11 protein-coding genes are annotated in these 12180 nt (G+C 69.1%); 5 read left to right on the top strand and 6 right to left on the bottom strand.

The genetic code is table 11. The features are described from left to right. Positions 1–18: 18 nt before the first annotated feature. From ACZ61C_RS34500 to ACZ61C_RS34485, 4 genes are all read right to left on the bottom strand, one after another. The gene (locus tag ACZ61C_RS34500) at positions 19–771 is read right to left on the bottom strand and encodes a hypothetical protein (RefSeq protein WP_465312064.1); all 753 of its coding nucleotides are present in this window, start codon (positions 769–771) and stop codon (positions 19–21) included. Positions 772–805: 34 nt separating this feature from the next. Continuing rightward, positions 806–1675: a L,D-transpeptidase family protein gene (locus tag ACZ61C_RS34495; protein WP_465312063.1), complete on the bottom strand. Its 870-nt coding sequence runs from the start codon at positions 1673–1675 to the stop codon at positions 806–808. An 84-nt stretch (positions 1676–1759) separates the two neighbouring features. Beyond that, positions 1760–3679: a S53 family peptidase gene (locus ACZ61C_RS34490; protein ID WP_465312062.1), complete on the bottom strand. Its 1920-nt coding sequence runs from the start codon at positions 3677–3679 to the stop codon at positions 1760–1762. Positions 3680–4105: 426 nt separating this feature from the next. After that, entirely contained in the window at positions 4106–4510 is a 405-nt protein-coding gene (locus tag ACZ61C_RS34485) for a hypothetical protein (RefSeq protein ID WP_465312061.1), read from the bottom strand. On the opposite strand from ACZ61C_RS34485, the gene ACZ61C_RS34480 reads away from it, so the two are divergent. After that, entirely contained in the window at positions 4497–6848 is a 2352-nt protein-coding gene (locus tag ACZ61C_RS34480; protein WP_465312060.1) for an ATP-binding protein, read from the top strand. The two genes, ACZ61C_RS34485 and ACZ61C_RS34480, sit on opposite strands and share 14 nt — an antisense overlap. Here ACZ61C_RS34480 and ACZ61C_RS34475 read toward each other — a convergent pair. Next, entirely contained in the window at positions 6802–8037 is a 1236-nt protein-coding gene (locus ACZ61C_RS34475) for a cytochrome P450 (RefSeq protein ID WP_465312059.1), read from the bottom strand. The two genes, ACZ61C_RS34480 and ACZ61C_RS34475, sit on opposite strands and share 47 nt — an antisense overlap. 249 nt (positions 8038–8286) lie before the next feature. On the opposite strand from ACZ61C_RS34475, the gene ACZ61C_RS34470 reads away from it, so the two are divergent. Beyond that, a complete protein-coding gene (locus ACZ61C_RS34470) occupies positions 8287–8763 on the top strand; it encodes a hypothetical protein (RefSeq protein ID WP_465312058.1) in 477 nt (158 codons plus the stop codon). After that, entirely contained in the window at positions 8756–9973 is a 1218-nt protein-coding gene (locus ACZ61C_RS34465) for a hypothetical protein (RefSeq protein WP_465312057.1), read from the top strand. The genes ACZ61C_RS34470 and ACZ61C_RS34465 overlap by 8 nt, the downstream gene beginning before the upstream one ends. Before the next feature lie 10 nt (positions 9974–9983). Here ACZ61C_RS34465 and ACZ61C_RS34460 read toward each other — a convergent pair whose 3' ends face one another. Then, on the bottom strand, positions 9984–10637 hold the full coding sequence (locus ACZ61C_RS34460) for a hypothetical protein (protein WP_465312056.1): 654 nt from the start codon (positions 10635–10637) through the stop codon (positions 9984–9986). A 235-nt stretch (positions 10638–10872) separates the two neighbouring features. Between ACZ61C_RS34460 and ACZ61C_RS34455 the strand changes: the two genes are divergently transcribed. Beyond that, positions 10873–11799 (top strand): hypothetical protein, encoded by a 927-nt coding sequence (locus tag ACZ61C_RS34455; RefSeq protein ID WP_465312055.1) that lies wholly within the window; start codon positions 10873–10875, stop codon positions 11797–11799. Between the two features lie 90 nt (positions 11800–11889). Further along, positions 11890–12180 (top strand): hypothetical protein, encoded by a 291-nt coding sequence (locus ACZ61C_RS34450; protein WP_465312054.1) that lies wholly within the window; start codon positions 11890–11892, stop codon positions 12178–12180.

The raw sequence follows: 12180 nt of genomic DNA, 5'->3' as shown, positions 1-12180 counted from the left end.
CCCGCGGCCTGGTGGTGATCAGCCGGTGACGGCGACGTGGCCGGGCTTCGGTTGCGGCTTGGGTGCGGTCCGGTCACCCGGGTTGTCGCTCTGCTGGTGCCGTTCACCTGGCGTGCCCGGCCGGGATGTCCCGGGAGCTCCGGGTTTGTGCGTCGGGGCCGGGCGGGTGCCGGTGGGCGGGTTGCCACTCGGTGGCGGCGGGGTGCCGGCGCCGCAGCTGACGGTCGCTACCGTCACGGTGATCGCCGTGCCCGCGGCCGGCTTGGTCCCGGTCGGGCCGCCGGAGCCACTGGTGCGGGTGGGGGCGGTGCTGGTGGTGACGGTGATGACCCCGGCGGTGCCGTTCCCGCCGCCGGTGACCTTGAGGTTGCCGCTGCCGCTCTTGGGGGCGCTGGTGGAGATGGCGCCGTTGCGGCAGGTCGCGGTGAACGGCCCGACCGTGGTCCCGCCGACTCGCACTGAGGTGACGCGGGCTTCGGCGAACCCGGCGCCGGCCTGCAGGCTGATGCCGCTGGCCACCACGGCGCCGCTGGGACTGGGGACCGAGCCGCCGGCGGTTTTGATCGCGCCGTTGCTGGACACGCTCGGCCGGGCCGAGAGGTGTTCGCCGCCGGAGACGGAGATCCCGGTTGCCGTCGACGTCGCCGCGGCGGCCGCGAGCGCCGGCGGTGCCGCGGTCGCCGGGGTGCAGCTGGAGACGAAGGTGGTGAGGGTGCCGATGAGGAGCGCGCCGGCTCCGGCGGCGGCGAGAGCGGTACGAGAGGTGTTCATGGCTAGTCTCTCCAGAAGTGTTGATGTGGTTGGGTTAGCGGATGAGGACAGGGGTGCCGATGGGCACCGGGTCGAGGGGGTTGGTGAAGGTGGCGAGGGCGTCGGCGGGGACGCGGATGCATCCGTCGCTGGACGGGCGGCCAAACACGTCAGTGCTGGGCCAGCCGTGGATGCCCGTGGTCCCAGGCCCACCGCCATAGGTGGAATAAGTCGTGGAGTGAATGCCGAGCGGGAAGATCACCGGGCTGAACTTCTGCTTCGCGTCGGTCATCGAAGCGAGGACGAACGTCCGCCCCGTCGGGGTCGGCGCGGCGGGAGTGCCGACGCCGACGCTCCAGGTGCCGATCTGCTGGTGGTCGCGGTAGAGCGTGAGCCGTAACGCGGCCCGGTCGATGACGATCCGGTCGGTCGTCGACCGAATCGTGAGCGTCCTGTCCTGGGTGGACAGCCAGCCGGTGGAGCCGTTGGGCCGGGACGGCAGCAGCACCTGCACCCAGCCCGGCTCGTCCGCGATCACTGGTACCCATGTGTCGGATCCCAGCTGGGTGATCGGCAGGACCGCGATGGCCGCGCCACCGGGCTGGTCGAATACCGGAACCGGTTCGGTCGGGTGGACGAGCTGCCCGTCCGGAACCTCGTCGGTAGTCGCGTCCTGCGGGGCGGCCGGGACGTTTCCGAAGGTGCTGGCCTCGGGCAGACCCGCAAGATTCGGGATCGCCCGGGCGGCCACAGCCGGAGCGTGCAGTTCAACTCCGAGCTCGACCGGCTCGGCGCCCCGAGTGGCATCGGGTGCGGGCCGGGACGGCGCGAGCAGGACGCCCGCGGTGCCAACCATCGCGATCCCGGCCAGCCAGAGCGCGAGCACGCGCCACCGTCTCGGCGCTGACTGTGGCGTCTTGGACATGAATAGTCCTTCCCAAGGGGATTAATGGAGGCCGCGGTAGGCCCGCCCGCTAACGAGCGGGCCCACCGCGAGAAGAGGCTGTGATTACTGGGAAAGCGCGCGGATGAAGCCGTCAGCGGGGGTGCCGAGGCCGGTGACGTTGTCCCAGCCGGGGCCGCTTTGGAGGTTCTGCGGGCGGGCGTCGAATTCGATCAGGTAGCTGCCCTGCCCGCCGGGGACGGCGACGCCGCCGAAGGCGTGCATCATCGGCGTCCACACCCCTGCCTTCTGCGGCACGACGTCGGCGATCGCACCGGACCCCTTGAGGCTGTAGAGGACCGGGGTGAGCAGCCCGGCGCGGGCGGTGCCGGAGCGGGCCTGCTGGGCGTCGGCGACGAGCCCGGCGATCAGCGGCGACGCCAGCGACGTGCCGCCGTAGGAGCCGATCCCGAACTGGCCATTGATGGTCTGCCCGACAAGCATCCCGGTGTAGGAGTCGGCCAGCGCCGCGATGTCCGGCACCGCCCGCTTCCCACCCCTGCCGGGGACGATGCCGGCCTGCCAGTCCGGCGCGTCGTAGAGGGCGGAGGTGCCGCCGCCGGCGCCGGAGGCGAACGGCCCGTCCGCGTCGCGCTGCGGCGCCCAGCTGTTGCCGGACTGGGTGTTGCCGCTGTTCTCCCACCCGGTCAGCACCGTGGGCTGGTTGTTCTGGTCCAGGCCGACGCTGGTCCCGCCGACGGCCACGACCCAGGGGCTCGAGGCCGGGAAGCCGGCGGTCGGGTGGCCGACGGGGCCGGAGTTGTTGCCGGCGTCGCCGGTGGACACGGTGATGGTCTGGCCCTGGATCGCGGCCTGCAGCGCCATGCTGTTGAACTGGTCCCGCGCAGCCTGCGGCAAGCTGGCTTCGCCGTCGGCGTTGCCGTAGCTGTTGCTGATCACGTCCACGGCGTTGTCGGTGACGGCCTGGTTGAACGCGTCGTAGATCCCGGTGCCCTTGCAGGTTTTCCCGGCGTAGTAGCGGATCTTCGCGCTCGGCGCGATGGTATGCGAGGCCTGCACGTCCAGGGTCTGCTCGGCGTTCCAGCCGTCGGCGCCGCATTCGGTGCCATCGGTGAACCCGCCCTGCGGCAGGACCGCGCTGTACTGGCCGGCCGCGAGTGGAGGCACGCCGAGCTGGGCGGCGGCCTGGTTGGTGTCGGCCACGACGGTGTCGGAGTTGTAGGCGCCGACGACTCCGATCGTCGTCCCGGCGCCGGTGTTTCCGGCGCCGAGGTTGTACATCGCGCGGACCTGGGTGCCGGTGTAGCCGCACAGCGAGTTGGACTGGGCTCCGGCCGGGTACTTCTGGGGGACGTCGGTGTTGTTCTGCTCGCCCCACCACCGCGCGCAGTGCTGCTCGGCGGCCGCCACGTTCGGGTGCGTGTGTTGGGGCTTGAGCAAGGCGGAGCTGTCGTCGAGGCCGAGCACGGCGGTGATCGAGGCACGCAGTGACGTCGGTACGGTGATCGGCGATGCGGGAGCCGTAAGGGTACGGGTGGTGCCGTCGATGCGTGCTCGGAACGCGGAGATCCGCGTGCCAAAGGCGGTTTCCAGCGCTGTGGTCGGTGCTTCGGCGTCGATGAAGTGACGGTTGCCGCTGACCCCGGTCACGTGCAGGCCTTGCGTGGTCAGCCACCGGGAGACCTGATCGACGGTGTCCTGCGTGGCGGCGAATCGACCGAGGAACTCCGTTGAGGACAGGAAGTGTCCGTGCTCGGCGCTGGCGGGCGTCGCCAGTCGCGTGGCGAGGCGTTCGGCACCGGCCCGGTCGCGCAGCGCGAGCGCGACTTGGATGCGCCGGACGGTGCTTCCCGTGCCGCGAGCGACTTCGGTGTTCGGCGTGGCCCAGGCCGGGGTGCTCCCGGCGATTGGCGCACGGTCGGTGGTGTCGCCAGCGGGAGTGTCGGGTCCCGCTATGGCGGTGGCCGCGGTGGAGGCGAGTAGGGCCGCGGTCGCGACGAGGGCATGCCAAATACGGCTGTGCATCGAGGTTTCTCCTTGTATGAAAAGGGATAGCCGTTCAGCTCGACGCCCATCGGGTGATGGGCGTGCTGAAGGGCGTGCCTCGTGCCGCAGCCAGCGATACGCGAAGAAGGGCTGAGCGGAGACGCCAAAGAGTGACAAGGCCGGCTGTGTGGAGCCGGTCGTGAGGTTCGCTGATCGAGAAGTCCGGCGCAGCATCGGACGTGTGGTGGTGCACTGCGGTTGAGTCGCGCTGCCGGCGGTCCGCGAGCGATCTGCGTACGGCGCTGTGTGGCGGTTGGAAACACGAGAATGTCCCTATGTGTCGGGCTGACTGTGCCGGATTCCACGCCTCCCCAGGTGGAGCACGAGTCTGCCTTGCTGAGACAAATACTAACCAGATCTTGAAGAAAGTTGCAACGTTCGTGGCGACCTTGTTTCGAGTGCGATTCATAATGGATGGCTGAGCTGCGGAAAGTTGCGGTCGGTAGTGATGCGCGTTCGTGTGGTCAGGAGTGCTGCCCACGCTTGCGGCATGTCGCAGCCGTCGGCCGATCTGATTTCTGTCGGTCGACTGAAACGGGTGTTGACGATCTGGTGCTGCTCCGGTGCGGACGGTGTGTTGACGATTAACCCGATCGGGTGTTTGGTTGTGAGGTTGTCGATCTTCGCAGGCCATGGGTGGTACGACATCTGCCACGGAGGGCGACACGAGCCGAGTAAGCGCCGTCCGCCGATCAGGCGGGCGGGGTGCGCCGGCGTGAGGAGGGAACAGTGCAGGACAACGTGAGCCGGGCAGAATCCGCGGTCGGCGCCGATCGGCGTCACCGCATCCGTTGCGGTGGATAAGCGCATTCGCAGACCAGCCGGGCAACCGCCCGCCGGTGTTCAACTGACGACATTCTTCGGGCGATCGCACGAGCTGGTCGAGGTGTGTGAGCGACTGAACACCGGCGAGCGAGCAGTGACACTGACCGGATCACCCGGCGTCGGGAAGACGCGGTTCGCAGGCGAACTGCTCGTGCAGATGAATGAGCACTACGACGCATCGGTGTTCATTCGTCTCGCCGAACTCGGGGCGCATGCCGACAGGCCGGATGCCGAGCGGCGGATCTGCAACTTGCTGATAGCGGCCTTGCGTATCTCACACCATCAGCCGAACGCCGACCCCGTGGACGTTCTGATCGAGCACGTCCGTGACCGGCGCGTGCTGATCGTGCTGGACAACTGCGAGCAAGTGCTCGATGCGGTAGCTGAGCTGGTCAACCGGATCATCACCGAGACCGTGATGGTCCAGGTGATCGCCACCAGCCGCGCCTACCTGGATGTCCAGGGAGAGCACCGCGTGCACCTGGGGCCCCTGTCGACCCCCGCCGAGCACGCCGATCGCGTGGCGGCCGAGAAAAGCGATGCAGTACAGCTGCTCGCCGACCGTGCCACGGCGCTCGGACGGCCACTGACCGGACGGGACGACTGGCAGGCCATCGTCGACCTGGTCCGCTGGTCCTCGGGTATTCCACTGGTGCTGGAGCTCATCGCGGCCCAGTTCGGCCGGGGACGAGCCCCGGCGGTAGTGCTCGAGCGCCTGCAGGGCGGCGTGTCGCTGAAGTATGGCACCGACGCGCGCGGGATCCCGCCACGTCACCTCGCGCTCGACATCGCGATCGCCGAGTCCTGGGACCTGTGTTCGCCGCAGCAGCAACGGGTCTGGGCGCGGCTGACGGTCTTTTCCGAGGGGTTCACACTCGACGCCGCTGAAGAGGTGTGCGCCGATGAGCTGATCGACCGTGGCGAAATCCTGGAAGCGTTGGATCATCTGGTCCGGCACTCGATCATCGACGGCGCTTCCGCCGATGGGCGCTACCGCCAGCACACGTATCTGCGTGAGTACGGCTGGCGCAGCCTGAGCACGTCGGGCGAGCTGGAGGCGATCAATGACCGCTTGTGCCGCTGGATTGGCGGGCTGGTGCGGCAGGCGTCCGAGCGGTGGTTCGGACCGGAAGAGGTCCGGTGGCTGGACCTGGTCAACGCCGAGTCCCGGAACATCGCCGCAGCTGTCGCGTGGTGCGCCGACAACGGCCTGATCGAGCGAGGATTGGCGATCATGGTGGATGTCCTGCTGACGGGGGCGCCGTTCTTCTTCGCCACCGAGGTCCAGGTCTGCCGCCGCGTCGAGGAGCTACTGCGCGAGGGCCCTGTGGTGGCGTCGGACGTGCGGATTTCGGCGCTGGCGATGACCGGCTGGGTGTGGATCGCCCTCGGCGAACAAGCCCGCGCCAAGAATCTCATGGACGAATGCGTGCGCCTGGCGCGCGAGGCGGGCAAGGACGACGCCCCGGCGGTTCAGTTCGTCGAAGGCACCTTCGAGGCACTGGCCCTCGGGCAGCGCAGCGGTTTCGCGAAGCTGGCGGCCGCCAGTGCCGGGTTTCGTGCCGTGGGTGCCGACGGGGCGGCCTACATGGCGGACCTGTTCCACGCCATGACGGCGGGGCTGCTCGGGCCGGCGGAGGAAGCAGACCGGATGTCGCAACGCTGCGTGGCCGAGGCCTCCCGCCGCGGCGCCGACTGGGCCCTGACGTGGGCGGAGTGGACCCGCGGCCTGCCCGCGTGCTCCGAACCAGTGACCAACAACCCCGAGCCGTTGCGGCGCCAAATCGCTCTCGGTGACCTGTGGGGGCCAGGCTGGTGGGTCGAGAGGAAAGCGTGGGAGCTGGCGAAGGACGGGGACTATGTCGGGGCGGCGAGGCGGTTCGGCGGCTCGGACAGCCTGCAAGCCCGCCACGGTGTCCACTTCAACGGCTTGGCCGGCTTCAAACTCCATCGCGGACGGGCGAAAGCCGTGATCGCGCTGGTGCTCGGGCCGGTCGAGTCCACGGAAGCCTACTTCGAGGGGAGCCTGCTGGCCGACGAGCAGATCGTGGCTCTCGCCCTCGACGACGCCGCTGATCCTGCGTCGGAGCCGACGTTGAACGAGCGGCAGTGGAAGGTCGTCCAGCTGGTCGCCCAGGGCCTGAAGAATCAGCAGATCGCGACCTCTGTGCGGTTCTCGGTCCGCACGGTCGAGAATGAGCTGACCACGATCTATGGCCTGCTGGGGTTGCAGGGACGTCGGGAGCTCGCCGAGTGGTACCGGGCCCGGTCGGCGCCTACCGGTGCTTCCACTGCGCCGGCAAGGCCGCGACGCCGCGGATGACCCCGAAGGTCCGCCGCACCGTGGCGCCGGGTTGAAGTCGCAGACCTGGCAGGGCGCGCAGCAGCTCGGTGAGCATGACGCGCAGTTCGACGCGGGCGAGGTGCCGGCCGAGGCAGCGGTGCTCGCCTGCGCCCCACCCGAGGTGCTGCGCCGCGCTGCGGTTGCGGTCGAGGCGGAAGACGTCGCCGTCGTCGAACACTCGCTCGTCGCGGTTGGCGCTGCCCCACGCCAGCAGCAGTCGCTCTCCCGGGGACAGTGGCATTCCGCCGAGATGGGTTGCGGTGGTGACGGTGCGTCCGGTGGCCGCGACGGCTGGCTCGTAGCGGACCAGCTCTTCCACGAACGCCTCCATGGCTGCTGGCTCGGAGGTAATGCGCTCCCGCAGCAGCGGGTCTTCCAATAGGTGCAGGAGCGCGGTGGCGCAGGCGTCGGCGGTCGTCAGGTACCCCGCAGCGACCATCAGCATGGTCATCTTGACCAGCTCGTCATCGTCGGCGGTCCGGCCGTCCACCTGCGCGTTCACCATCGCCGAGAGCAGGTCGCGACCGGGATGAGCGCGGCGTTCCTGGATTTGCCCGAGTAGGAAGTCGGCATAGATCCGGCCTGCCTGCTGGGCGTCGGTGATTGTCTCGGCGCCGGAGAAGGCGCGCACGTGCTCCGACAGCCACGCGCGTTCCAGCTCGGCCAGCCCCAGCACCCGCCCGATCACCAGCGGCGGCACTTGGCGCGTGTAAGCCTCGACGAGGTCGCCGGCGCCGTGCGGCAGGAGTTCTTGGAGCGCCTCCCGGCAGACCGCGCGGACGTACTGTGCCTGTGCGGCTGCGGCGTCCGGGGTGAAGAAGGTGCGCAGAAGTCGCCGCCATTGGTTGTGGTGCTCCTCGTCGGTCTCGAACATCGGCGCGACGGCCTCCCGCATCTCGGTGACCACCGCCGCCGCGCCCAGCCCGTCGACGTAAGCACTGAACCGATCCGACGCGCGCGCGGCCTCCCGGATCTCGGCGTACCCGGTGACCAGCACAAAACCGTCCAGCTCACCGCTGCGCGCGACCGGACACTTGCGCCGGATCGCCCCGAGTGTGTCGTAGGCGGTTTCAGCGATGGCCGGATCGAGATGGTTGAACGACCACGCCACATCCGCCGGATCAGTCCCTGACTTCTGCGCCGCAGCGCCCCCCGCTTTCAGCACCATACCCACCTGGCTACTGCCCGCGAGTGAATCAGGGCAAGGGCCGTGGCCTCGCATTGTGGAAAGAATGTGGACTCCGCAGAGCCGACATGTGGACCGAATGCGGCTCGAAGCGGCGTTGGTTGCGGAGCGTGTCCGTCACTATGGTTCCAACGCCCTGAACAGCCGCGGTGTACGTCGCCAAGGCTGACGGGTGGTCACACAGGGGTGCCGGTGGGGGCCGGCTGGAACGTCGAACGCAGAGGGGTGAAAGTGAGCACTACCGGGCACGGGGATCTGGAGTTCATTCGGTGCTGCGAAACCATCATCAGCGCCTTGCCGATCCGGCATCCGTTCGAATTGCGGGCCTTCCTGGAGGCGGTGGGACAGCAACGGGGCATGTCCGTGGTCCTGGGCCGGATGCCGCTGCGGCGAGGCGGGGCCAGCGGGCTGCTGGCGCGCTCGGCTGAAGAGTGCTGGCTGACGGTCGTGGCGAAAGCCGTGCCAGCGCACGCCGCGCACATCGCCTTCCACGAGATCGGGCACTGGATCCTCGGCCATCCGGGCGACTACGTCTGCGGCCGTCGCACACGCTCCGAGGACCGGTGGGAGGTCGAAGCCGAGCAGTTCGCGTGCCTGCTGCGGGAACACGTGAAGGCCGGGGCAGCGCACCATCGTGATCGGCTGCCGGGCCGCACAGCCTTAAGGGCGGCGTTCGGGTCGCGACGGCACCTGTGCGCAGATGCCTGACGCGGTCTCGCTCCTCTGGCTCGGCGCCGCGGCCGCGGGCGTGCTCGAGGCGATCCGCAAGGCGCTGGTCAACCGGGGGAGCGGCTACGCGCTCAGCCGGCACTTCCTGACCGCCGGCATTGCCTGTATGGCGTTGTCGCTGGCCGCCGGGGCGCCGGTGACCTTGGACTGGGTCGACCGTCTGACGGGCGTGCACAACGCCGCCGTTGTGGCGCAGAACGTGCTGGCGATGCTGGCGATGGTCGTCACCGCCGGGTTCCTGCACACCCTGGGGCAGCTGCGTCTGCCCATGCCGGCGGTGATCTCGATCTTCGTGGTCTGTGCCGCGGCGATGATCACGCTGTACGTGCTGGCCGGCACGCACACGTCGTCCTTCTCCTCGCCCCGGAACCCGACCTGGCCCTCACAGCTCTACTCCGCGATCTACCTGGGCTACCTGGTCGGCTGGCTCGCGTTGCTCCTGCTGGGACTGACCGTGATGGCCCGCGGCGAAGTAGCCGGGGTACGCGGCGGCGTCACCTTGGCGCAGCTGGGGGTCGCGGTGTCGCTGGTCGGGCTCTCCTGGCGGCTCGGCGTCGCACTCCGGCTGCTGATCGACCCCCACCAGCCGCCCCGCGGCGCCCACTTCGGAGTGTTCACCGACGGCGCCGGCTTGGCGCTGTTCGTCGCCGGGTCGCTGTTCGCCGCAGCGACCCGGCGGCTGTTCGACCGGCTCGACCGGCGCCGCACTCAGCGCCGAAACGCCGCGATCGAACGCCTGTGGACGCGCCTGCGCGTGCTGCTCGCTCACCGCCGCCCGCAACCGCTGACCCTGACCCAGAAGCTGGTCGAGATCGAAGACGCCCTGCTGATCGTCGAGCAGCTGGTCGACGATCGAATCCGTCGCGCCATCCGCGACGAACTACGCACCCTTTCCCGCTACCTTTATGTCCCGCCGGGGGCAGCGACGGCGGTCGACATCGAAGTCGCTTTCGCTGCCCTTGTCGCGCAGCTCTCCGACCCGTGCGCCACGCACCCGATCGACGACAACGACGTCGGGTCTCGGGCATGGTGGCCGGAGACCGAACGCGTGCACGTCGACGACGTCGCCAGGACCCGCTGGCTGGCCGACGTCGGCGACGCCCTCCCGCACCGCCGGGTGCAGCGCATGGCCGAGAGCATGAGCGCGGCGCACCGCAAGCTCCGGGAAGCGGGATCGGCGAGGCGGTAGATCGGCAATGTCAGGAGGCGGGATTGTCGCGGGCGGCGCGGCGCGTTCGCGCGATTTCTTCCACTAGTTGCAGCAGCTGCTCGCGGTCCGCGTCGGGGGCATCGCCGATCGAGCTGGTGATGTCGCGTGCGTTGAACCCGACGAGGCCGAGCTCGGTCACCAGTTCATGGGTCCTGCGTGCTATCTCGTCGTCGGGTGGCGCGAAGTCAGTGGCCGGGACGCTGGGGTCGAGCAAGTTCGGGTGGATGCGCCAGAACTCGGCCAACGCCCGGGTGATCGCGGGCCGGCTGTTCTGGCGGGTCCCGCCCCTGAAGTTGCGTAGTGCCTGCTCGGCCAGGGGCAACCCGGTCCGGTCCCGTACCCACTGGGCGATCAGCGCTGAGCGCGCGGTGAAAGTCAGGAACGTTGGGTTGCCTTCAGCGGTGAGCCGGTCGATGAGGTCGGGGTCGACGACTGGGTCTCCGCGCAGGAGGTAGTAGGTCGAGGCGTGGTCGAACAGGTAGGTCAACCGCTCGGCGAAGGTATCCAGGTTCAGCAGAGCGACAGTGAGTTTCTCCTGGTCGGCTGCGCGGCGGCGCGGGATCGGCGAGTGCAGCTCTTCCGATGGCGGCGCGGCTGGAGTGTTATTCTCGGGCCCCGATCCGTCGTCGGATGTTCGTGCCATGGTCCGCCCCCGTAACGTGTCGATAGCAGTAAGCGTCAGGCCTGCATTGGTAGACATTTGACATAAACCAGGTTGGGTCTACCATCGAAGTAAGCGCCACGCTTGTTGCGAGTATCTTCGGAACATCGAGGAAGCGCAACCCACGCCACCCCAACTAGGGGGTTGGAGCACGGTCCCGCTGCGGCCGCCGCACCCTTCACCGGCGCACCACTACCGCTGAGGGGAGGGCCCCGCCATGATCACATCCGAGAACCTGCCCGTGGACGATCGCTCCCGAGTGGACTCGCCGGAGGCCGAGCGGCAGCATGCCGTGCCCACAGAAGTGGTGGCCGAGCTGGTCGACTGGTCGCTCTTCGGTCGGGTCGTGCCGGTCCTGGCCGCGTCGCCCGGGGCCGGCGCGACGATCGCCGCCGTCGCGATCGCCGATGCGCTCCAGCTGGCGGGGCGCTCGGTCCTGCTTGTCGATGCGGGCGATCCGGTGCGTTCTGGACTCGGACGTGCTGCGCGGGCCGATGGGCCACGGCGAGACGGGCCCGGCCCCGCAGCAGGTATTCGGTTCTCCTGGCGTGCTCGCGCAGTCTTGGCGCGCCTGGATGTGGCCGATCTCGCCGCTGAGCCGGTGTTGTTTCCGCCGCCGCTGTACTGGCATCCCGGCGGTGGCCGCGCTGTTGACGTGACTGTGGTCGACATCGGCCACGACCCGTTGCGGCTGGGGATCGATCCCGCGCTCGGACCGGGCCAGTGGCTGCGCGTCGGTAGTCTGTCACCGATTCCCGCGCTCGTACTGCGGCCCACGGTCCCGGGACTCGCACACGCCGAACAGGTCTTGGCCCGCTTGGAGCCGTGGGTGCGGGCGGGCGCGGTGACGCCGCCTACGCAACTGCTTGTCGTGGGCGCGCGCCGGTGGCCGAAGGGCGTGGCCGGTACCGCAGGCCGCCGCACAAGCATCCTGTTACCCGACACGGTGTTCTTTCCGCACGAGCGTGACGTCGCCGAGCACGGGGTCACCGCCGACGTGACACCGTCGTCGCTTCGCGCGCCCGCCGAACAGCTGCTCCGTACCTGGCATGTCCTGCCACCGCGGACACGCCGCCTCCGACTCCCATGGACACGTCGTGCACGCGAAGCCGACTGTCGCGTTGCCGACCACGACACCGACTGAGATCACCTTGCCGTTCAACTAAAAGAACTTCAACGCCCTCCCACTTGACCCGCCTGACGTGATGTCGGGCGGTGCGATGTGGAGGGCGCGATGTCCGCGCACAGTGTCATCGACTGGCTCGGCCAGATCCCCAACCCGACACCGGTGCAGCCCCCGGTCGGCGGCGACAAGATCCTCGGACTGCTCAACAACGTCAAGTGGGGCGCAGGTGTTGCCCTCGTCTTCGGCTTCTTCGTCGGGCTGATCGTCTGGGCCGGCGGCCGCTGGGTCGATCACCACCGCGCCGGGAAAGTCGGCGTCGTCATGATGCTCTGCGCCGTCGCCGGCGCGATCCTCTACGGCATCGGCTGGTCGCTCATCAACAGCTTCGCGGGCGGCTGA

The organism is Amycolatopsis sp. NPDC104587, from assembly GCF_055583645.1.
This window is presented reverse-complemented; position numbering and strand designations above follow the sequence as displayed.